This is a genomic window from Floricoccus tropicus, from assembly GCF_001832905.1.
Classification (GTDB): domain Bacteria; phylum Bacillota; class Bacilli; order Lactobacillales; family Streptococcaceae; genus Floricoccus; species Floricoccus tropicus.
On sequence record NZ_MKIR01000026.1, the window covers coordinates 42830 to 65625 of the forward strand.

General features: G+C 32.6%; 28 protein-coding genes. 7 read left to right on the forward strand and 21 right to left on the reverse strand.

Features of this window, described 5'->3' with window-relative positions:
* Positions 1-61 precede the first annotated feature (61 nt).
* Genes ytpR through BG261_RS10030 form a run of 3 tightly spaced genes read right to left on the reverse strand, consistent with a single transcriptional unit; the run spans position 62 to position 1293 of the window.
* A complete protein-coding gene (gene ytpR, locus BG261_RS10020; RefSeq protein ID WP_371827965.1) occupies positions 62-646 on the reverse strand; it encodes a YtpR family tRNA-binding protein in 585 nt (194 codons plus the stop codon).
* A gap of 39 nt (positions 647-685) precedes the next feature.
* A complete protein-coding gene (locus BG261_RS10025) occupies positions 686-1000 on the reverse strand; it encodes a thioredoxin family protein (RefSeq protein WP_070793189.1) in 315 nt (104 codons plus the stop codon).
* Positions 997-1293 (reverse strand): hypothetical protein, encoded by a 297-nt coding sequence (locus tag BG261_RS10030; RefSeq protein ID WP_070788280.1) that lies wholly within the window; start codon positions 1291-1293, stop codon positions 997-999. Before BG261_RS10030 ends, BG261_RS10025 begins: the two co-directional genes overlap by 4 nt.
* A 211-nt stretch (positions 1294-1504) precedes the next feature.
* On the opposite strand from BG261_RS10030, the gene pepA reads away from it, so the two are divergent.
* From pepA to BG261_RS10050, 4 genes are all read left to right on the forward strand, one after another.
* The gene (pepA, locus tag BG261_RS10035) at positions 1505-2575 is read left to right on the forward strand and encodes a glutamyl aminopeptidase (protein WP_070788281.1); all 1071 of its coding nucleotides are present in this window, start codon (positions 1505-1507) and stop codon (positions 2573-2575) included.
* 495 nt (positions 2576-3070) lie between these two features.
* Positions 3071-3850, forward strand: a complete 780-nt coding sequence (proC, locus tag BG261_RS10040) for a pyrroline-5-carboxylate reductase (RefSeq protein WP_070793190.1) — start codon at positions 3071-3073, stop codon at positions 3848-3850.
* A 306-nt stretch (positions 3851-4156) separates the two neighbouring features.
* Positions 4157-5479 carry a GHKL domain-containing protein gene (locus BG261_RS10045; RefSeq protein ID WP_070793191.1) on the forward strand — a complete coding sequence of 441 codons (1323 nt, stop codon included), beginning with the start codon at positions 4157-4159 and terminating at the stop codon, positions 5477-5479.
* Positions 5472-6191, forward strand: a complete 720-nt coding sequence (locus tag BG261_RS10050; protein ID WP_070793192.1) for a LytR/AlgR family response regulator transcription factor — start codon at positions 5472-5474, stop codon at positions 6189-6191. Before BG261_RS10045 ends, BG261_RS10050 begins: the two co-directional genes overlap by 8 nt.
* Before the next feature lie 164 nt (positions 6192-6355).
* On the opposite strand, the gene pgtP is transcribed toward BG261_RS10050, so the two are convergent.
* A complete protein-coding gene (pgtP, locus tag BG261_RS10055; RefSeq protein WP_070793193.1) occupies positions 6356-7705 on the reverse strand; it encodes a phosphoglycerate transporter protein PgtP in 1350 nt (449 codons plus the stop codon).
* A gap of 257 nt (positions 7706-7962) precedes the next feature.
* Here pgtP and BG261_RS10060 point away from each other — a divergent pair, with 257 nt between their 5' ends.
* Both BG261_RS10060 and BG261_RS10065 read left to right on the forward strand, forming a co-directional pair.
* Positions 7963-8355: a CidA/LrgA family protein gene (locus BG261_RS10060; RefSeq protein ID WP_070793194.1), complete on the forward strand. Its 393-nt coding sequence runs from the start codon at positions 7963-7965 to the stop codon at positions 8353-8355.
* Positions 8351-9049, forward strand: coding sequence for an LrgB family protein (locus tag BG261_RS10065; RefSeq protein WP_083318338.1), 699 nt, complete (start codon positions 8351-8353; stop codon positions 9047-9049). The genes BG261_RS10060 and BG261_RS10065 overlap by 5 nt, the downstream gene beginning before the upstream one ends.
* A gap of 50 nt (positions 9050-9099) precedes the next feature.
* Here BG261_RS10065 and BG261_RS10070 read toward each other — a convergent pair whose 3' ends face one another.
* Positions 9100-9558, reverse strand: coding sequence for a hypothetical protein (locus BG261_RS10070; protein WP_070793196.1), 459 nt, complete (start codon positions 9556-9558; stop codon positions 9100-9102).
* A 135-nt stretch (positions 9559-9693) separates the two neighbouring features.
* Between BG261_RS10070 and BG261_RS10075 the strand changes: the two genes are divergently transcribed.
* A complete protein-coding gene (locus BG261_RS10075; protein WP_070793197.1) occupies positions 9694-10773 on the forward strand; it encodes a S66 family peptidase in 1080 nt (359 codons plus the stop codon).
* A gap of 38 nt (positions 10774-10811) precedes the next feature.
* Here BG261_RS10075 and BG261_RS10080 read toward each other — a convergent pair whose 3' ends face one another.
* From BG261_RS10080 to BG261_RS10150, 16 genes are all read right to left on the reverse strand, one after another.
* On the reverse strand, positions 10812-12452 hold the full coding sequence (locus BG261_RS10080) for a MutS-related protein (protein ID WP_070793198.1): 1641 nt from the start codon (positions 12450-12452) through the stop codon (positions 10812-10814).
* A 266-nt stretch (positions 12453-12718) separates the two neighbouring features.
* Positions 12719-13540, reverse strand: coding sequence for an NAD(P)H-dependent flavin oxidoreductase (locus tag BG261_RS10085; RefSeq protein WP_070793199.1), 822 nt, complete (start codon positions 13538-13540; stop codon positions 12719-12721).
* Complete coding sequence (locus tag BG261_RS10090) at positions 13521-14297, reverse strand: SDR family NAD(P)-dependent oxidoreductase (protein ID WP_070793200.1); 777 nt, start codon at positions 14295-14297, stop codon at positions 13521-13523. Before BG261_RS10090 ends, BG261_RS10085 begins: the two co-directional genes overlap by 20 nt.
* Positions 14290-14574, reverse strand: a complete 285-nt coding sequence (locus tag BG261_RS10095; protein ID WP_070793201.1) for a hotdog family protein — start codon at positions 14572-14574, stop codon at positions 14290-14292. The genes BG261_RS10090 and BG261_RS10095 overlap by 8 nt, the downstream gene beginning before the upstream one ends.
* Complete coding sequence (locus BG261_RS10100; RefSeq protein WP_070793202.1) at positions 14567-14908, reverse strand: hypothetical protein; 342 nt, start codon at positions 14906-14908, stop codon at positions 14567-14569. Before BG261_RS10100 ends, BG261_RS10095 begins: the two co-directional genes overlap by 8 nt.
* Complete coding sequence (locus BG261_RS10105; RefSeq protein WP_070793203.1) at positions 14901-16055, reverse strand: thiolase family protein; 1155 nt, start codon at positions 16053-16055, stop codon at positions 14901-14903. Before BG261_RS10105 ends, BG261_RS10100 begins: the two co-directional genes overlap by 8 nt.
* 27 nt (positions 16056-16082) lie before the next feature.
* Positions 16083-17441, reverse strand: a complete 1359-nt coding sequence (locus BG261_RS10110; protein ID WP_070793204.1) for an AMP-binding protein — start codon at positions 17439-17441, stop codon at positions 16083-16085.
* A gap of 281 nt (positions 17442-17722) precedes the next feature.
* Positions 17723-18037 (reverse strand): hypothetical protein, encoded by a 315-nt coding sequence (locus BG261_RS10115; protein ID WP_070793205.1) that lies wholly within the window; start codon positions 18035-18037, stop codon positions 17723-17725.
* Positions 18038-18090: 53 nt separating this feature from the next.
* Positions 18091-18387, reverse strand: a complete 297-nt coding sequence (locus BG261_RS10120; RefSeq protein ID WP_070793206.1) for a hypothetical protein — start codon at positions 18385-18387, stop codon at positions 18091-18093.
* Complete coding sequence (locus BG261_RS10125; protein WP_070793207.1) at positions 18380-18661, reverse strand: DUF2089 family protein; 282 nt, start codon at positions 18659-18661, stop codon at positions 18380-18382. Before BG261_RS10125 ends, BG261_RS10120 begins: the two co-directional genes overlap by 8 nt.
* A gap of 270 nt (positions 18662-18931) precedes the next feature.
* On the reverse strand, positions 18932-19543 hold the full coding sequence (locus BG261_RS10130; protein ID WP_070793208.1) for an HAD-IA family hydrolase: 612 nt from the start codon (positions 19541-19543) through the stop codon (positions 18932-18934).
* Complete coding sequence (locus tag BG261_RS10135; RefSeq protein ID WP_075201867.1) at positions 19544-20107, reverse strand: methyltransferase domain-containing protein; 564 nt, start codon at positions 20105-20107, stop codon at positions 19544-19546.
* Positions 20108-20152: 45 nt separating this feature from the next.
* Positions 20153-20308: a hypothetical protein gene (locus tag BG261_RS11525; RefSeq protein WP_158007202.1), complete on the reverse strand. Its 156-nt coding sequence runs from the start codon at positions 20306-20308 to the stop codon at positions 20153-20155.
* Between the two features lie 115 nt (positions 20309-20423).
* Complete coding sequence (locus tag BG261_RS10140) at positions 20424-21023, reverse strand: helix-turn-helix domain-containing protein (protein ID WP_070793210.1); 600 nt, start codon at positions 21021-21023, stop codon at positions 20424-20426.
* 7 nt (positions 21024-21030) lie between these two features.
* Complete coding sequence (locus tag BG261_RS10145) at positions 21031-21378, reverse strand: GIY-YIG nuclease family protein (protein WP_070793211.1); 348 nt, start codon at positions 21376-21378, stop codon at positions 21031-21033.
* Positions 21379-21501: 123 nt separating this feature from the next.
* A complete protein-coding gene (locus BG261_RS10150; protein ID WP_070793212.1) occupies positions 21502-22794 on the reverse strand; it encodes a peptidase U32 family protein in 1293 nt (430 codons plus the stop codon).
* Between the last annotated feature and the right edge of the window lie 2 nt (positions 22795-22796).

The following is a 22796-nucleotide window of genomic DNA, read 5'->3' on the forward strand; positions in this document are numbered from 1 at the left end:
TACTTTTCTATACGAAAAAAGGTGAGATTTCTCTCACCTAAATTAAATAATATGCTTTTTCTTATCCTTGCCAATGTTTAGCAGGATCAAATTTTTCTCCAACGACTGCATCAGAAGATAGTTCAATAATTCCACGTTTTTGGGGAGCGTTTGGCAGTGCCAATTCACGAGGACTTGACATCATACCTGATGACGGAACACCACGGAGTTCCCCATCAAAGATTAATGAACCATTTGGCATAATAGCACCAGGAAGAGCTACAATTGTTTTCAAACCAACACGCGCATTAGGTGCTCCTGCTACGATTTGAACAGTTTCATCTTCAGAAATTTTAACTTGAGCAATATTCAAATGATCACTATCAGCATGAGGAACAAGTTCAACAATTTCTCCAACAACAAATTTAGGATCATTATCTTCTGGAATAACTTGGTCAAATCCTGATTCAGAAATCAAAGAGTTAACTTGACTAAGTTCTTCACTTGAAATCTCAACTTGTCCATTTCCAACAATCTCAAATAATTTAGAAGCTTCAAAGATATTCCATGCTACTGTTTCTCCATTATCTTGACGGAAAACCTTAGCTACATTGCCTTTGCGTTCAAAATCAAGGTCAGCACCTTTATTGTCAGCTACGATAAACATTAATACATCATTTAAATTTTGGTTATAAATTGCAATCACTTATTTTACTCCTGCTAAAAATTCATTTATTTCATTTTTTGTTTTTCTTAATTTATTTACTAAACGACCAGTTTCCTTACCATCTTCGGTAACTACAAAACTAGGTATACCCATAATACCCCACTCAATAGCAAGATCCATGAATTTATCTCGATTGATCTCAACAAAAGTAAATTCTGGGTTTTCCGCTTCAATTTCAGGCATAGATGGTTTTATAAAACGACAATCGCCACACCAATCAGCAGTAAAAAAGAAGACATTCTTCCCTTTTTCAACATATTCGGCGATTTCTTCATAAGAATTTGGAATTATCATAAAGGTTTCCTTCCTGTTTCTACTATTTCAAGAGTATCATCATCAACTTCGAACTCAATACTTTCAAGTTGACCATCCTCTTCCACAACCAAACCACCTTCAAAGACGTTGTCCCTTACAGGTTCTTCCATTAACCAAGAAGTTTTAATATTATCATTGCCTAGTTCTTCCTTGACATAACTAAGCAAAGTTCTCTGTCTTTTAGCCTCTTGACTTTGATAGAGCGCATAAAGTCCAGCACCTATTGCTAGTGTCGCAGTTAATCCGAGTCCTAATTTGTGAGAAGTTTTCATGCCTTACCTCCTAATTAATTTTCTTCCATACTATCAGATAATAAATATTTTAACATATTTTTAGCTTTCCTTATAGAAAAAAGAATGCTTATGAACAGAAGTCAATGTATTTTTTTCTCAGATGTAAGCTCCTAACTCCTAAATTGAATAGAAGAAATTTAGATGTTTTTTTGTTATTATTAGTAGTAAGAAATTGGAGGAAGTTTAAGAAATGGAACTATTTGATAAAATAAAAACTTTGACTGAACTACAAGCCGCACCTGGTTTTGAAGGTCCAGTTCGTGATTATTTGAAGAGGGAAATAAGCCCACTCGTTGACCGTGTTGAATTTGATGGTCTTGGCGGGATATTTGGAATTAAAGAAAATTCAGATGCCAATGCACCACGTATTATGGTTGCTGCTCATATGGATGAAGTTGCATTTATGCTATCTCGTATTGAGGAAGACGGTACTTTCCGTGTTGTTGGTCTTGGTGGTTGGAATCCCCTTGTTGTAAGTGGTCAACGTTTTACTTTATATACTCGGGATGGTTCGCAAATTCCTGTCGTAACTGGCGGAGTTCCACCACATCTTTTAAGAGGAGCAAATGGTCAAGCTAAGGTTCCAGCAATTGAAGATATTGTTTTTGATGCCGGATTTACTGATAAAGCTGAGGCTGAATCTTTTGGTATCCGTCCAGGAAATGTTATTATTCCACAAACCGAAACAATATTAACTGCTAACAAGAAGAATGTTATTTCAAAAGCATGGGATAACCGTTACGGTTGCCTAATGGTCACAGAACTTTTAAACAATCTTAAAGGTGAAAGTTTGCCAAATACTCTAATTGCTGGTGCTAATATTCAAGAAGAAGTTGGCCTTCGTGGTGCCCATGTGTCAACTACTAAATTTGATCCTGAACTTTTCTTCGCTGTAGATTGTTCTCCTGCCCAAGATACATTTGATAAAAATGCTGATGGGAAAATCGGCGAAGGTACTCTTCTTCGTATCTACGATCCAGGACATATCATGCTTAAAAACATGAAAGAGTTCCTTCTTGATACTGCAAGTGACGCTGGAATTAAAACTCAGTACTATACTGCAAAAGGTGGAACTGATGCTGGGGCTGCTCATTTGAAAAATGATGGTGTTCCATCAACTACTATCGGAGTATGTGCACGTTATATCCATAGCCACCAAACAATCTTCAATCTAGACGATTTTGCACAAGCCCAAGCCTACCTTCAAGCAATCATTAAAAACCTTGATCGAGCAACAGTAGATACAATCAAAGGGTATTAGTAGAAAAGCGTGACGACTGTTCATATTTCTGACATAATCAAAGCGCACAGTTTATTAATTCCAAACGAAAGTTTGGAGCTGTGTGCTGCATTATCGAAGAAATATAGGAGTAGAAGCTGGACAAAAGTAGAAAAGCGTTACGACTGTTCATATTTCTGACATAATCAAAGCGCACAGTATATTAACTCCAAACGAAAGTTTGGAGCTGTGTGCTGCGTTATGGAAGAAATATAGGAGTAAAAGCTGGACAAAACAAGTGCTAGAGTGACTGCTTAGACTTTAAGCACAAGAAAATTATACAGTTTATTAACTTCGATTGAAAAATCGAAGCTGTATAATTTTTTGTGTACGAAAGTCTAGGAATGATAGCATGACAAAACAGAAAAGCGTTATGACTGTTCATATTTCTGACATAATCAAAGCGCACAATTTATTAATTCCAAATATAGGAAAAATAACAATTCAACTTTCTATAGAAAGAGAAGTAAAAAATATATGAAAATAGGTTTTATTGGTGCTGGAAAAATGGCACAAGCAATCATATCAGGACTTGATAAGGAAAAGTTTGAAGTATATATTTCAAGCCGTGATTTTGAAAAAACAAGGATAATTGCTAAAAATCTTGGTGTTAACCAAGCTAAAGATAATATTGAATTAGCTAAATTTGTTGATATTGTAATTATGAGTGTTAAACCACAAGTCATGCCTAAAGTTTTAAGCGAAGTAAAAGACTACCTTGAAGGAAAACTAATGCTTTCAATTGCTGCTGGTTTAACTTTGGAAAACCTAGCTGACTTAACAAGTAAGCAACTAGAAATTGTTCGTATTATGCCAAACATCAATGCTACGATTAAAGAATCTACTACTGCTATTTGTCCAAATGAATTAGTAATAGATACTAATCTTGAGATTGCTAAAGAGATTTTTTCTTCTATTGGACAAATCTTCCAGATTGAAGAAAAAGATTTCTCAACATTCTCTGCTATTGCTGGATCAAGTCCTGCTTTCATTTACATCTTTATTGATGCCCTTAGCCGTGCAGGTGTTCTTCATGGTATGCCTAAAGACTTGGCAACTGAAATTGTTGCTTCAACAGTAAGTGCATCTGCAAATATGCTTGCTCAATCTGGAGAAAATCCTTGGTCACTTGTTGACAAAGTTTCAAGCCCTGGTGGAACAACTGTTGAAGGTATTGTTAGCTTGGAAGAAAATAGATTTGTTGCTTCAGTAATTGATGCAGTAACAAAAACAATTGAAAAAGATAAAAGATTATAAAATAAAGCGAATCTAACACATATCCAATTGGGGTTGTGATAGGTTCTTTTTTTCTTAAATTCCTATCGCAAATTTCATGTATACTTTATAATTTTTCAGAGATTTTTATTATGTCTTACAAGTATACCCGTCTAAATTTCAATTTTCCTTTAATGATTACGAAATGTTTTTGTAATATTATTGACATAGTGTGTAATAAATAGTAATATTTTGTGTAGAAGAATTTTTAAACATTCGTAAATTTAGAAAGTTTAAAAATTAATGATACAAGAAAATAAAAAATTTCAGCTGTAGTTAGGAATAATTATGTTAATCAACCTATGGATGAGCTATCTTGAGATTCTCATCGTAATTTTCGCTTTTCTTTTCTTAATATACAAAAAAAATAATTGGAAGCTTAATCTTGCTAATGTTTCAATCTTACTTGCGCTATTCATTTTCATTTATATAGCTGGTATCCATCCATCAGTTGCTACTTTTTTAGTCGTTTTATTTCTCTTTTTTATTTCAATTTATGAGAGAATACCGCAAATCTTTTTTACCATATCTATTCCCATCGTCACATCTCAAGCAATTATCAATTGCACCCCAAAATTAGATTTTTGGATTTTCGATGATTCAATGCAAGAAAATATCAGAATTCTTCTCATAATTTCAGGTATTTTTGTAATTATTTTCCTTATAAGTTTTTTTGCAAGGGAACTTATAGATACATACCCAAGCAGTAGGTTTCTTGCCAGTATTGGATGTGTTGGGTTTTTAATCGGCGCATGTATTTACATAAGAGATTTGATTGAGTACTTTCACCTTTACGCAAAATTTTTCAATACACAAGGCACTTTTTTTGTTGAAATACTATTTACAATTATACTGAGTTTAGCTCTTGTTTTGGTAATTGCCTTTTATGCTTATAAACGAAATCAGGAACTCCTATCTGAGAATAAAAGAAAAGATATTGAAAATGAAATATCTACAATCTATGTTGAACAGATTCAAAGACAGTATCAAGACGTTAGGAATTTTAAGCATGACTATCTGAATATTCTTCTTTCAATGGAACTTTACATGGATGAAGGAAATATGGATAATCTTAAGGAGTATTTTTATAAGGAAATTGTACCAACCAAAAAGATTGCTGATATAAATAGAATTGGGTTTCAAAATCTTAATAATATACAATCAATGGAAATTAGAGCAATCTTTATTAATAAATTAAGAAATGCTAATGATAAAATAAAAATTCATATTGATATACCTGAAATTATTATTCCTCAAAATATTAATAATTCTGTAAATCTAGTTCGAATTATCGGTATTATACTTGACAATGCTCTAGAAGAATTAAGTTCTCTTGTTGAAAAAGACAAACCTGGACAATTAAACATTGCTATTTTCCCTCTAGAAAAACGAGCCGTAATTGTTATTGAAAACTCTATGACTGAAGAAAGAAAAGACATTTTACATATTAATGAGAAGGGTATTTCATCGAAAGGAGAAAATCGAGGGCTTGGACTATATAATATTCAAGGTATTGTTAAATCTTCATCACATATTGATTTAACAACTAGTAGTGAAAATTATAAATTTAGGCAGAAATTATCTGTGAAAGGAGGGGCAATTAATGGTTGATATTATTATATGTGAAGATAACCCTGTTCAAAGAAAATTCATTCAGAACTGCATTGAAAATTATATAATTGAGCAAGATGCTGATGCTTACATAAAAGTTTCAACTGATGATCCAGATGAAGTCTTCCAATTTGTCAAAAATAATAATAATTACCCTAAAATATACTTTTTAGATATTAATCTAAATCAAGATATCAATGGAATTGAATTAGCTACCAAAATTAGGGATCTTGATACTACTGGTAAAATCATCTTCATCACTACTGAAGGACAAATGCTCCCATTAACGTTTGAATATATGTTAGAAGCTACCGACTTCATTGAGAAGTCTACTCCGGAAAATATACGTGATCGGATTCAAAAGGTTTTATCCTGTATCTTTAAACGATTAAATTCAGTTGAAGAAAAAATGATTGAGATAAAAATTGGTTCTGAGATTAAATTTGTTCCGCTTAAGCAAATTATGTTCTTTGAAACTTCACCTATATCTCACAAGTTAATTTTAAATTTAACTAATGACAAAATTGAGTTTTACGGTAAGCTCAAAGACATAACCAACCTGTCGGATGATTTCATAAAAGTTCACTCTTCTTTTGTGGTTAATAAAAATAGTATTTCAAGTATTGATTATAAAAATTTTGAAATCAACTTCATAAATGACCAAAAATGTTTCGCCTCAAGAAGATTTATTAAAAATTTAAAGCAAATATAGATTTAAAACATTGTAGTAATTTATGCTGTAGTGTTTTATTGATTTGTAAATATATTAATACATATAGAGTTTTTCTCAAAATTAATTTTTCATAAAATATAGATAAGTAACTTTTAAAAAAATAAATTCGAACTCCTAATTATTTTAGAAGTTCGAATTTTTTATTATTTTTTAATTACTTCTTGTCCACGTAAGTTCCATGTTAATGAGAACAAAGCTGCAGCGATTAGACATGACGCTATGATTGCTGTAAAACCTGCATCCCATCCCATGTTATCTACTATTACTCCCATTGCTGCGTTGGCAGCTACTGAACCAAATAAATATCCAAATAGTCCTGTCAATCCTGCTGCTGTTCCGGCAGCTTTTTTAGGTACTGAGTCTAAAGCTTGTAGTCCGATTAACATTACAGGACCATAAATTAAGAAACCTGTCATAAATAAACCGATATTTACAAACGTCATACTTGGTGCCTTCCAATACATAAATACAAAGACACTAACTAGAAGCATAAGACAGAAACCAGCTGGTCCACGACGACCTTTAAACACCTTATCAGAAAACCATCCAGCAAAAATTGTTCCTGGAATTCCTGCAAGTTCATAAAGTGCATATGAATGAGATGTTGCTGTTAGAGGAAGATTTTTAACCTCAAATAAATATGTTGGTGACCAATTACCTATTCCATATCTAACAAAATAAACAAAAATATTTGCAAATGAGATTATCCAAATCCATTTATTTTTTAATACATATGTAAATAAAATTTCTTTTACAGTAAATTCTTCTTCATAAGTCACATGGTCACTATTTGCAAAGTCATTTTTATACTCTTCAATTGCTGGAAGTCCCTGAGACTCCGGTGTATCTCGAATAAGTAAGTAAGAAACCAAGGCTACCACAAGAGCTGCGAGAGCTGGAAAAATAAAAGCTCCAGTGTAATCTTTCATTCCTGTGAAATGAACACCAATAAAGGTGATTCCCGCTGCAGCAAGAGGTGCCATTATTGCCCCACCCACATTATGAGCTGTGTTCCAAACTGATGTCCACATACCACGCTCTGAAATAGAATACCAATGTGTCAAAATTCTTCCACATGGTGGCCATCCCATTCCACCAAACCATCCAACTAAAAAGAGAAGCACAAACATAGATGTAACCGATTCAGTCGCAGCAGGAACAAATCCAAAAATTAAATTAACAATTGCCGTCAAGACCAGTCCTAGAGGTAAAAAGATTCTTGCATTACTCCTGTCAGACAGAATCGCCATGAAAAACTTACTAAAACCATATGCAATTGATACAGCTGAGAATGCCCAACCAAGCTGGGCTTTTGTAAATCCTTGTTCAATAAGCTTTGGAATAGCGATTGAAAAATTATTTCTAACAAGATAATATCCTGCATAACCAATAAATATACCTATAAATACTTGTAAGCGTAATTTTTTATAAGTAGGATCAACCTTTTCAGCAGAAACTAATGCCTTTGCCTTTGGTGGTTTTAAAAAACTCATAATAAACTCCTCCTTTTTCTATAATCACATTATACTCCGAAAACGCTTACTTTTAAATAGGATTTGTGAATTTTATATACTTTTTATTAGTATATCCCAATTTTATAAACACTTATATTTGTGAAATATTCACAAAATATTGCATGTTTTATTTACATATTTTTCATTAGAACAATTAACAAACCTATATATTATTGAAAATATATTTACAAAGGTCTATTATAAAAATAGTTTATTTTTTAAATAAGGGAGATTTTATGAAAATATACTTTCAAATACTTATAATTTTTGCTTTTTCATTTATTGGAGATAGTATTTCAAATGTTTTTAATTTACCAATTCCTGGTAGCATTATTGGTATGATTTTTCTTTTTCTAGCTCTTCAATTTAAGCTTTTAAAGACTGAGCATATTGATGTAGTTGGGGACTTTTTAATCAATAATATGACCATTTTATTTTTACCAGCGGGTGTTGGAATTATGGCTAAATGGGGTTTAATTTCAAAATACTGGATTCAAATAGCTTTCATAGTTGTCTTAGCTTTGATAATTAATATTTTTCTCCTCGGACGTATTGTACAGTTTATAAAGAACAAATATGAAGGAGATTATGTGCCTAAGAATGGTCAAGGAGGTGAAATAAATGATTGATACTATTACTTCGACTCCGCTTTTTGGAATTACTCTAACTATTTTTGTCTTTATTGTAGCTGTGAGGATAAATGAGTTTAAACCTAGAGCTTGGACAAGTCCACTATTGGTTTCAACGATAATTATTATTGCTATTCTTTTAATTTTTAAGATACCTTACAAAAATTACTATAAAGGTGGTTCAATCCTAACTGATCTAATTGGTCCATCTACCGTGGCACTTGGAATTCCTTTGTATAAAACCTTCCATCTACTAAAACATCATATAAAGTCGATTCTTATCAGTATTGGTGTTGCGGCTATTGTAAATACCAGCCTAACTGCCATACTTCTTAAGTTATTTGGACTCCCCAAGCTTGCCAGTTTATCTCTTTTTCCAAAATCTGTAACTACTGCTATGGCAATGGGAATTACTGAAAAAATTCATGGTGTTACTACAATTACTATTGTGGTGGTTGTAGCAACCGGCATACTGACAAGCGCTCTAGGTCTACCTCTTCTTAAACTTTTTAGGATTACAGACCCTGTTGCTCAAGGAATAGCTCTTGGTGGAACTGGTCACGCTGTCGGAACAGGAACTGCAATCGAACTCGGTAAAGTTCAAGGTGCTATGGGAGCTTTAGCCATTGGCATTACTGGTATTATGTATGTAATATTCGTTCCCCTAGCAGCACATTTGATATTAGAATATTAAAAAAGGTAATAGTGAATGATTCTAAAAACATTCATTACTACCTTTTTATTTTATATTTTTGATTTAGTAATTTTAAATTCTCTAGACTTAACTAACATAGGGATACACTCGGAGAGATATAGTTCAAAAATATAGTTTTCCTCATCATGTATACATTCCATTACTAAAACATCTCCAAATCCATTATTCATTAGATTATTAAAACTTTTTGTAAATGAAAAATCTTTAACATCTTCAAAAAGTACTTCATATTTCGTACTTTTATCATAAGAAAGAAGATTGATTTTTAAATCAATGTACTTTTCCCAATCATTTTTAGCTTTAGATACTTCGCTTAAAGTCACGTTAACAATCTTTGCATCATGATAGTCCATTTTTGCTAAAATCTCGATGGTATTTTCATCGAAATTGTCCTTATTATTTATTAAATATTTTTTATATTCTCTGTATTCCTTATCAAGGATAGACTGGCTTGAGTCGTCATCAAAGTATGATTCTAAATATTTCATATATCCTACCTATTTTATTTTAATAATTTAATCTGACATTAGAATAACTAAATTATTTTTGTAAAGCAATACAATTAATAATTATATTTAGTATTCTTGTGTTATAATTATTAAAATTTATAAGGAGGTTAAAATATGACTAAAGCAAAAAGATTAAAACAAGGCGATAAGGTTGCTATTGTTAGCCTATCTAGTGGACTACTGGGAGAGGACTTCGTCAAGCACAATTTGGAGCTTGGGACAAAGCGACTCAAAGATTTCGGTCTAGAACCTGTTTTTATGCCCAATAGCCTGAAAGGAATCAAGTATCTGAAAGAACATCCTGAAGCGCGTGCACAAGACTTGAAAGATGCTTTCGCTGACAATTCAATCAAAGGTATAATCTGCGCTATCGGCGGTGATGATACCTATCGTCTTCTACCTTACTTATTAGAGGACAAAACTTTCATTGAAAATGTCAAAAATCACCCCAAACTTTTCACTGGATACTCTGATACGACAGTCAACCACCTCATGTTCCACAACCTAGGATTAACAACCTATTATGGTCCATCATTCATAACTGACCTAGGCGAAATGGCATCGGACATGCTTCCCTACAATAAAGAGTATTTTCTCAAATATATTGAGGGAAATGGCACTTTAGATACAATAAAATCAAGTCCAATTTGGTATGAAGAAAGAACAGATTTTTCTGAAAGTGCATTGGGAACTGATAGAGCTAGCCATCCAGATACAAAAGGATTTGAACTTTTACAAGGAGATGCTGTATTTTCAGGAAAACTTCTTGGTGGATGTCTTGAAAGTTTAGGGGACGTTTTAGGTGATCAAAGATATCCTGATGAATTCGAAACCTGCGCAAAATACAATCTATTTCCACAAAAGGACTCATGGGAGGGCAAAATACTTTTCATTGAAACCTGCGAAGAGAGAATTTCTCCAAAGGAGTTTTCTCAAAACCTAAACTATTTGAAAGAAAATGGAGTTTTTGATGTAATTAACGGCATTATTATTGGTAAACCACAAGATGAAGTTTATTATCAAGAATATAAAGATGAACTAATTAAAGTCATTGATAATCCAGACATTCCAATCGTCTACAATGTTAACTTTGGTCACGCAAATCCACGTTGCGTATTACCTTACGGAATAGAATGTCAAGTTGACTCAGAAAATAATGAAATAAGATTTACTGAAAATGCATTTGCGGAGTAATTACTAAAAAAGCCAATCCTAAAATTTAGATTGGCTTTTTACACTTCCCACTTATGGTTTCTTTCATAATTTTTTATTACTTTTTTAGACATTGAGGTTATTTCGTCTGGATAATTTAGTGATTCTAGAGTATTAACGGCATTCTTGGTAATAGCACTTCCCTTTTTAATCTTATAGTCAAAAATAATTTTCTTGTTCTCATATTGACTATCAAAGTGGTAACTATCAATACTTTTACTCATCAGTTCTACTAATTCAACGTCATGGCTGGAAACCATATATATACAATTTTTATCTTCAAGCCAGTTAAGAATTCCAATTCCTGAGCCAATTCGCTCAATGGTATTAGTTCCTTTGAAAAGCTCATCGATAAAGAAGTATGAAAAATCATTTTGCCCAAGGGCTTCTAGCATCCGTTTTATAGACTTACTTTCAGATATAAAGTAACTATCTCCCGTCTCAATGCTATCACTAACCCCCATGGAACTCATGACATTCCCATATGAGATACTTAAATTACTAGCGAAAGCAATGTTAAGGGTTTGGGAAGTAATAAGACTTATGGCAACGGTTCGCAAATAAGTTGACTTACCTGAGGCATTGTCGCCACTGATAATCATGTTTTTAGAAAAATTAGCATCGTTTGCTACGGCGCCATCAACCAAAGGGTGGTAGAGGTCAGTCCCTAGAACAGCTTTTTCACTGACAAATTGCGGTTGGCAATAATAAGCAAGGGTATTCTCATAATGAGCAAGAGAAATTGCAGCCTCAAGCTTAGACATAATATCTATAATCAACTGCGCATCACTTGCGTTCGCATGAACCTTATTAGGAATGTAACTAGCCGCAATATTTGGAAGCATAAACATTATATTGATGTATTCAAAAAGAATATCGGTTTCTGAAATCCCTCCTTTATCTCGGAAGAAAAATCCTAATCTAGATACAATATTGAAATTTTTGTTCGCTTTTGCTAACTCATCTTTTCCTGGAAAATTATATTTAGTTAACTTCCTGGCAATGTATATTGACTTAACTAAATATTCAAGGCTATCCATATTGTTCTTTCTTGTATATTGAGTTGTGAAATAAACAATAATATTGATTGAAATACTGAAAAGTAAAAGAGATAACCCTAATGTTGAATTAAAAAGCGCAATAACCAAACATATAATGGGGAATATGCCTAAACAAAGATATAGAATATAATTTTCTTTTTTTGTGGCTTTTGATACAACAAAACTTGAAGCATTATTGTAATTTGACTTACCAAGTTTCGAAAATAGAAGCTGTAACTCTACTCTCTCTTCAGGGTTACTTACAACATATTCTTTCATATCTTCAAATTTATTATCAAATTTTTTGTTAATCAATCGCATTTTTGAAAAAAGAAATTCAGCTCCAAGACTAGAGGTTGAAATATCAATTTTGCGAAATAAATCTTGTAAGTCAAGGTCAGACCACGTTTGGTCATCAACAAGATAATTATAAGATTTGCTTTCTTTATTTACTTGAAAACTTTCATAAAGACTACTATCACTATCACGCGCCTTACGTCTCCTTGTATTATGATTCCATTCATAGCGAAGCCTCTTACGAGTTCGATAGTCGCTGATAAAATCTGAAACTAAAATTATTACAGTCATTAGAGCAACAAGTATCAAAATAATTTTTATCATATAAACTCCTTCTTATATTTCGAGTTATTAAACAAAAAAATAAATTCAAAATAATTGTATATATCTTAATTCAAATTATACACTCAATATCTTTGCTGTCAATGCAAGACAAAAAAGCCAGGCCTTCGCCTGACTTGATTGTATTTTGTAGGAATTTTTTTATTAAGGAGTTTTGTATTTATGAAAAAAGTTTTTAAGATAGGTTTATCACTTATCTATGTATTAATAATAAACTTTTTTTAACATCAGCACATCATACTTTAGGACTATTTATTAATCTTTATTAAATTTTCGACTATTTCTTTTAAAGTCAGCAATTCATCTATCTGACCTACTGCTTGTCCGCATGGAATTATCTTATCACTTTCTTCCCTGACTCCGCGCATGGCAAGTCCATTTGACGAAACTACAATTTGTGCATCAAGAGAACTTGCCTCTAATAAGGTGAGTTTTTCTTTATCAGACAGAGAAGATTCCTTACTAACTAAGAACAAGGTTCCAACTTGAATTCCAGATATACCAAACTTTTCTAGAGAATCAATAGCTTTCCTTGAAGAGATACCTCCAGCAGCAATCAATGGAATTTGGATTTTTTCACTTAGTTCTTGCATTAAAGTTAAAGTGGTTAGCTGTCCAATATGCCCACCTGACTCCATTCCTTCTGCGATTATCCCATCCGCACCTAAACTCTGCATTTTCAAAGCTTGCTTAAGATTAGATACAACAGCTAAAATTTTTATCTTATGATACTTTAATTTTGAAATTACCTGCGGATTGTAGCCCGCACTTACTGTCACAATCGGAACTTCAAGCTCAATAAGTACTTCAAGTAATTCTTCAATATTTGGATTTTGTAACATCAAATTACAGGCAAAGTTTTCCTTTGTCTTACTCTTTATAAAAAGTATTTCTTCCCTAAGCTCCTCGGCACTTAATCCATAGCTTGAGAGAGTAGCAAGAGCACCTATTCTCATAACTTCAAGGACAAAACTACTATCTGAAATACATGCCATAGACCCTTGTATTATAGGATATTTTACACCCAGTAGCTGGGTTAGTTCCTTTTTATCAAATATCGAATTTTTCACATTTAGGCTCCTCATATAAGACTATGTTTTCCCCATTTATTCCAAAAATACGACCAGTCATTCCCTGCAAATTGGCATCTAGTCTAATCAAAGTTTTGGCAAGCTCATCGCTAGTTCCAATTTTCCAGTAATCGGGAAATGGTTTATTTTCAAGCTCACATTTGGCTTCAACCTTTTCAATAATTGGTCGAGTCATATCAGTGAGGGCAGCTGGTGAAATTGCATTGACAGAAATATTAAATTTCTTACCTTCAAGTGCTAAAGCTTTGGCAAAACCAATCATACCAGCCTTTGAAGCACTATAATTAACTTGACCGAAACTACCACTAAGCCCAGCAAGAGAGGTCATCAGATAGATCCTCTTCTCCCCATCAGTTTCAGCCATTTTCTTGAAGACCTTTTGAGATAGGGTGAAAATACTTTTCAGATTGGTCTCAATAACTTTATCCCACTGTTCTTTTTTCATTTTCAAAAAATTTGAATCAGCATAAATTCCCGCGTTGAGATAAAGTACATCTATATACGAAAATTTATCAACTACTTGATCAACAAAATCTTCAACATCTTTGGGATTATTAATATCCACTTTTTCAAGAAGCAAATTATCATCATTTGGATGTAGTTTCCTCAAAGAATTTACATTATCTACACTTTGTCCAAAAGTCGCAACCTTGTGACCTTGAGCAAGATATAAATCAACTAATGATTTCCCTATACCTCGAGTTCCTCCTGAAATTAAAACTACATGACTAGTCATTGTACTCCCCCTCTCCAATAAGCTCCGCATCTAAAAACAAAGAAAAACTCTTACTATCATAAATTTTTAAAGTAGCTGTATGTTCAGTATATAGGGGTTTCAAGAACCTATATTCAATCTCACTGAACTTTATTCCTTTATTAGATAATATCCCTTCAATTCTTGCCATAATTAGCATACCGAAAACCAATCCAGTATCATGGACAGAATTATTATCACCCGAAATTAAGCGAAATTTTTCTAGGTCACTACTTGAAAAAATAATTTCTTCAATCATTTTTCACCCTCACATATAGTTTAGTAAAGGCTTCAATATAAAGTCTTTCACCTTCTTTTAAAGACAATTTATATTGCCATATCTGTCCATTAGCTTTTTTAACTACATCTACTCTTTCAAGTTCAAGTAAGTATTCTCTATCAAATATTACTCTTGAATGCTCCGTAATGTTTTGTTCCAAGAGAAAATGCTCATGATTATTCAATTCTTCTAGATCAAACTCCTGCCAGAGTGTTAAAAAGTACGACTTTGGATAATCATTACCCTTATAAGAAACAACATCTTTATATTGGCTAATCTTGTTTAAACTTAATCTTACACTTTTCTTATACATTTGATACTTTCTTAATCATGATAGCTGAACCTTGTCCACCTCCAACACACATGGCAACAATACCTAATCTCAAAGATTCTTCTCGCTCTAACTCAGTAATCAACCTTCTGATTAATATGGTTCCACTTGCTCCAAATGGATGTCCAAAGGCAATAGCACCTCCAGAAACATTCACTTTTTCAGAGGGAATATTTGATACAACCATGGAAGCTAAAACTTGAGCCGCAAATGATTCATTAATTTCAAAACGATCAATATCATTAATACTGATATTGGTCTTCTTAAGCAACGCTTCAATTGCCACTGCAGGACCAAGTCCAAAATCAATTGGATCAATACCAACTGATGCTGAGGCTATAACTTCGAATTTAGGAATTATTTTATTTTCCTGACAAAATGATTGACTGGCCAAAAACGTTAATCCTGCACCATCATTTAATGGACAGCAATTTCCAGCTGTAATCGTGCCATTCTTTTCAAATGCTGATCTTAACTTAGCTAATTTTTCAATTGTCGTTCCAGCGCGTGGGCACTCATCTTGATTAATTCCATCAAATTCAATGATTTCTTTGTCAAAAATCCCTAAGTCTTTTGCTAACTCATATTTATTTTGACTGTTACATGCAAACTCATCTTGTCTTAAACGAGAAATCTCATATTTTTCTGCCAATCTTTCACAGGCATATCCCATATCAGGATCACCATACTCTCCAGTAGATAACTGTTGTCGAGCCATAACACGAGGGTTTCTACCATATAAATTATGAGGTTTTTCCATTTGCCACGGTGCACGACTTGTACTTTCGACACCACCACAAACTATCAAATCAGCATCATCTGCTATAATTTTTGATCTAGCAATATTTATTGCTTCAAGTCCTGATGAACATTGCATATCAACAGTTACCGCAGGTGTTGTGACAGGAAGTTTGCTTAATAAACCTACTTTTCTCGCTACATTTCCACCACCTGCCACAACATTTCCTAATATAATTTGATCAATTTCTTTAGCATCAATACCATTTCTTTCAAGCATTGCATCTAAAAGGTGAGCTCCCAACTCCTCTGGTAAATTATCTTTAAAAACACTACCATATCTTCCAACTGCAAGCCTTGCACTATCAATTATAAAAACTTTTTCACTCATCGCTACTCACTTTCTGACACCTGTCTTTTAATCCACTTGCTCAATCTTCAAACTTCTTTTCCCACTAGGATTAATAGAAAATTCTTTTACTTCACTAATTGAATCAATGACAGATTTTCTTTTAGCCTTTTGCTTCAAATACTTATTTATTTGGTCAATACTTAACCTATTATCCTTAGAGAAGATAATGTAGGCTTTAACTTTTTGACCCAGAATAAAGTCTTCTTGACCTACTATTAAGATGTCTTTGATAGCTGGATGTTCTATAAGTAACGCTTCAAGGTACTTGGGAAAAATCTTCTCACCGCCTCGATTTATCCTACTGTCTATTCGACCAATGTTATATATCGAATTATTTTTAACAAAACCAAGATCACCCGTGAAAATGGGCTGCTTAGCTTCTTTGAAAATTCCCTTATTATAGTAACCCATAAAACTCATGGGACTTTTTATGAATATTTCCCCGATTCCATCTTTAGCATTTTCAATATCTACAGTAACATTTGGAAAAATTATTCCTGACTCATTAATTTCCGGCTTTTTCTTACGATTCATGGCAATAAAACTAGCTTCTGATGTACCATAAAAATCAACTAACTCAGCTTTCGGAAAACGCAGATAAAAGTCATCGCGAAGATCTTGATTGACTGGCTCACCTGAAAGGAAAAGTCTAAAATTTTGCTGGGATATATTAGAGTTTTTGAGAAAGTTTATTCTTAAAATACTTGGCACTCCGTACATTTCAGTCTTATCAAGATTTAATGCTAAAATATCCTTGAAACTGTCATTATCCATTAGAAAACTCTGCCCTAGATATAGACTTTGGCAAAGGACATAAAGTCCTAGTGAATAATTTAAGGGGGACAAACAAGCTACATGTTTGGCTCTAAAAGGAAAATTTTGCTCTTCAAAAGCTTGAAAGGTTTCTACCCAACTTTCGTGGTCGCGAACAAAACCTTTTTGCTGACCTGTTGTACCTGATGTAAAACCTATAAAAAGAGTTTTCTCTGGAAATTCATATTTCCCAGCATCCCAATTTACTTGATGTAATTTTCCTTCTTCATCCCAAAATAAACTTGAGTGAAATTGATTACCAATAGTTGAATATTTTTGAATTTCAATATCACTTGCCAAGGGAACAAAAACTTTGTTTAACTTAATAATTGCAAAAAGCTTTGATACCGTGGATAGTCTAAAACTCATAGGTAGCGCAATAACTTGATTGTTTATTTTATTGTCCTTTTCAAAATCTTTGATTATCTGAATTTGAATATCTATTTCTTTTTTTAATTGACTATAAGTGATATTTTCACCATTCTTAAATATTAATGCAATATCTTTATCTCTACACTTCCATTCATCAATTCTTCTGTATATTGTATTCATTATAAAAACCTTCTCTATTTCCAAAAAACTTTTGTAACCCATAAAAATATTTAAGGTTAACATTTGTATTTTTAGTATAACTTATTTAAAAGATCTTTTAAAGTTCATAGAAAATTTTGCACAGCAAAAAAGTCAGGCTTTCACCTGACTTAATCGTATTTTGTAGGAATTATTTTATTAAGGAGTTTTGTATTTATGAAAAAAAGTTTTTAGATAAACTTATCACTTATCTATATGTTAAGAATAAACTTTTTTTCATAAGAGCACATCATACTTTAGGACTATTTATTAATATAGTCTTTAGCCTTCATTTTTTCGAGTTCCTTAGCTTGTTTTTCTTTTCCACTTTCATATCCAACTAGCCAAGATCCTAATGCCATAAAGATTGATAAAAATATCATAAAAACATCCCATAATGTTTTAATTTGTCCATTTAAAATAAATAAAATTGATATGATTAAAAATATCAATGGAAGTATCGCTCCCAATATTTTATAATCTTTTTTTCCAAAATATTTTTGTAAATATAATATACCAAAGCCAATAATTATTAGTACGATTCTATTATTAAATAAATCCATTATATTTTCTTTCATTTTTATTCCTCCAATTTGAATAACTACTTTTCAGATATATCAATATTTGAAGACTAATTAATATTATCCTTGGCTTTCATTTTTTCGAGCTCCTTTTCTCGCTGTACTTTTCCAATTTTATTACCCGTTTCCCAGCTACTAATTAATGCGAGAAAAGATACTGGAATATAGAAAAAATCCCTTGATGAACCCAAGCCTTTGTATAAATAGATAGCCCATAAAATTAAAGAAATCACGAAAAGAATAGCCCCTAACTTCTTACTACCGATTTTGCCAAAATATGATTGTATACCAATTGCTATAAAAGCAAATACAATTGCAGCTACTACGAATAAAACTGATTTAGTCATTTTTTTTGTCCTCCCTATGTAAAGAAATAATATTTTTTGCCGTTTCTAAATCAATTTTTTCGTCAATAACCATTTGCATCATCTTAACTTCAAATTGATTTTTTGCATCCTTATCCCGTAGTTTAATTTTTTCAATTAATCTATCAAGTCGAAGCCTCACAGTCGGATATGAAATTCCATATATTTTTGCTAATTCCCTCAACGAACCAGACGAAAGGACAAATTGTTTAATAAAATTTCTATCTTCTTCATCCAATTCATAAAACCAATCCATATCCATCCCTCGCTTTAACTTTGTTAAAGTTATATTAACATATTTAAAGTTTTTGTCAATTAATATTTAATTTTTTAAAGAAATATTAACTTTATTAAACTTGATAACACAAAAAAGTCAGGCTTTCACCTGACTTAATCGTATTTTGTAGGAATTATTTTATTAAGGAGTTTTGTATTTATGAAAAAAAGTTTTTAGATAGGCTTATCACTTATCTATGTGTTAATAATAAACCTTTTTTCATAAGAGCACATCATACTTTAGGACTATTTAAAACATTTCCTCAATATCTTTCAAACTAGAAATTTGTTTATTAATATCGCTATCAGGAACAATAAAGTTAATACTTTTGATTCCTGAATTTAAGGCAACTTCATAATCAAGTGACCTATCACCTACATAGTAGGTATCTGCTCTATCCAAATCATATTTTTCCACCAAATAATCAACACCTTCTGGGTGAGGTTTACGTATAAAACCATTATCACTAGTTATAACTTCTTTGAAAAAGTGCCCAATTCCCAAGCTATCCAGAACATCATAAGCATTTCTACCCTTATGAGTATAAACAAAGTGCTTAGATCCATTGTCAAATAGATAATCCAGAACCTCTAACGCACCTGGCATTAGAACAATCATATCGTTTTTTTGGTTATTAGTATTGGTGAAATACTTTTTCAATTCATCAAAAGATATATTATTCTCACTAGACAACTTATTAAATAAGTCCTTAACTGACATGTCAATAATAAATTTGGAAACATATTCCTTATCAAAATCTAAGTCAAAATGCTGGTAGGTCTCAAAAAGAGATTCAATTATTGCAGGATAAGAATCAAGAAGAGTGCCATCTAAATCCCAGATAAAATTTTTATTATTCAATTACTTTACCTCCTTAAAATTTTTTATATTTTCGTAAACGACTGTCGTGTTGTCCATTATAATCTGTCCATTTTCATCAGAGTACTCATTAAAAATTTCTTCAAGTCCTTCTCTTATTAGCAGATACTCTTCTTTATCCTTAACAGGTATATAACTACCAGTTAAGTTTCTATTGACGAAGTCATTTTTACTATAAATAAGAGGATTTTCATATTCGGTTAACTTGTAGCCTGTTTCTTGAAAGAAATTTTCCAGAGGTTGAATATTATTCCAAATTCCTCCGCCAAATCCTTTGAAATTCGGGCAGTATTTTTCAAAGAGTAATCTACACTCATTATTTACAGTACTATCTCCTCTTTTATTCCATATAAGATTAACTTTACCTTCATCTTTGAGGATGAAGCGAGTCTTATCTAAAAACTTTTGCCAATCAAACCAATGAAAGGCTTGGGCAACAATAATTCTATCAATAGAATCTTCTTCAAGGTTTGCATTCTCTGCACTATCATTAATAACTTCTAAACTTTCAAAAGTTCTAGCAAGATCATGCAAATTCTTACTCATATCAATGTTTGGTTCAACAGCAATTAAAAGTTGTGGTTCTCTTTCTTATAGTATTTGCGAAGTTAATTTTCCAGTACCAGCACCAAATTCAGCTATTTTCAAACCTTTCGGAATAGAGTCTAGATATTTTTCAGAGTAGGTTGGTCTTGCAGTCTTATAAAGTTCCGAAACATGTGAAAAATCAGCCTTTTTATCTTGCATAAAATCCTCCATTTTAAATAATATTCTAACTGTTTAGTTTATAGAATGCAAAAATTTTTCAAATAAAAACCACCTATTATATAAAGATAGATGGTTTATGTTAATTATTTTACTTTTATAGTAGATCTTTGATCGAGTACCTAGACAATCCTTCATTAATTGAATGTACATATAGAGAAGCATTCAATTTTAAATCTGGTAGATAAAACGCCGGCGTTTGTTCAGGATAAAATCGATTAAGAAAGAAGCGGTCTTCATATACATAACAAGCAAATAATAGATAGTCTTCTTTAGTCATAGAATGTTCAAAGCTAATATAATTTGCTTGATCATACTCTGCTATATTTATTCCAAGCTCTTCACTTTTACTATTTATACTCAATGGTTTTAAATTTCTACCACAACAAGATATACTTGCATCTCCTGTACTTATTAATATATTTTTACAAGATTTACAGACATAAAACTTTATTCTGTCTATTTTTCCAATATCTTTTGGATTGGATTCAAGTTTACCTTGAAGCAGATTAAGTAAGTCAGCACCAAGAATGTTTGACAAGGGTTGCCACATTGATGAGTCTGGAGCTCCTTTCCCACATTCCCACTTAGAAATAGTTTTGTTGGAAATATTCAATTTGTCTGCCAGTTCTTTTTGAGTCATATTTCTTTCCTTCCTTAACTGGAAAATTAATGTTCCAACTTTTTCGACATCCATAAGCTACCTACCTATTATCTATTTTCAAAACGTCAGGGTTCTCCTCTAAATAAAGCTCTAGTAAATCCTCCAAATCACGGGTCTGATCATCTTGAGGGTTATCGTATTTCAACTTGACCTCTAACTTGTAGTCAAAGGCATCATCACCATATTCATTCCATAATTCTAACATTTTTTTATTAGAATGATTACCCATTTTCAACTTAAATAAATTACTGTTGTAAACCGATTGAGTATCCCGGCTTATCCCGACAAAAACGTCATTTGAGTGCCTACTTCTAAAGGAAACAATTCCCATCTCTGGCATTCTGTTTTTATAGTCTTCTTTTAATTTTTTTCTTCTATCTCCGTTCATATTATCACCTCATAGTATATTCTAAAAGAAAAAGATTTTTTATACAATCTACTAATCGTAGACTTTCATAAAAGTCAGAAATTGGTATTCAATGGATAAGAAAAAAAGCCCTAAGGCTTTTTTTTATGCTCTGACAGTTTTACTTGTCCCATCTTTTTGATAAAGATTGATAAGGCCCTCACCATGGCGACGAATCATATCTCCTGGTTCAACTACTTGTGGAACTGTCATTGTTAGTAATTCCATTGGATTTGGTGCACGGTCAATTAATTCACCATCTTCATTGCGAAGATTTTCAACGAATGTTGTAAAGTGTCTAAATCCTGGACCATAAAATTCAATTTGGTCTCCAACTTTAATTACATTTCTTTGACGTACAGTTGCTGTCATTGTAGCTTGATCAAAGTCAACTACTTCTCCCACGAATTTATACTGTGGTATTTTACGACGGGCTCCAAATAATTGTTGTTCTTCAGTTGGTGCTCCGTAATAGAAACCTGTAGCAAGCTCACGTTGTGCTACCTTCCAAAGTTCATCAACTAAGGCTGGCTTAATTTCTTCAAAGGCTTCTGGACTTTCCAAGTAAGCATCAACACCCTTTTTATATACATTAGCGACAGTTGAAACATAGTGAATTGATTTCATACGACCTTCAATTTTAAGGCTATCCACTCCATTTTCGATAATATCTGGCAAGTGTTCAATCATGCTCATGTCAACGGCAGACATTGAGAATTCCTCTGGAACTTCTCCTGTAATACTACGTCTTTCCTCACCATAAGGCATATCGAAAAGATCGTATTTCCAGCGACATGATTGCGAGCAACCTCCACGGTTGGCATCACGATGACTCATATAATTTGAAAGTACGCATCGACCAGAATAAGAAATACACATTGCTCCGTGAACGAATGCTTCAATTTCAATATCTGTATTTTTACGGATTTCAGCTAACTCTTCCATTGATACTTCACGTGCTAGTACAACACGTTCAAGTCCCAATTCCTTCCAAAATTCTAGTGTCTCAAAATTAGTTGCACTAGCTTGTGTAGAAAGGTGGATTGGAAGTCCTGGTGCTTCTTGTGCACAGATTGAGATAAGTGCCGGATCACTAACGATTACTGCACGGATACCGATATCTCTAAGTTTACGGAAGAAGTCTCCTGCACCCTCTTCATTTCCTTCATGAGTTACCATATTTGCAGCTACATAGACTTGTGCACCATATTTCTTAGCAAACTCTACTCCCTCAGCCATTTCTTCAAAGCTAAAGTTTCCAGCACGACTACGTAGTCCATATGCATCACCACCAATATAGACAGCATCTGCTCCATATTGAATGGCTACTTTCAGTTTTTCTAAAGTTCCAGCGGGTGCTAAAACTTCAGGACGTTTTAAATTTCTTGTGTTTGACATTT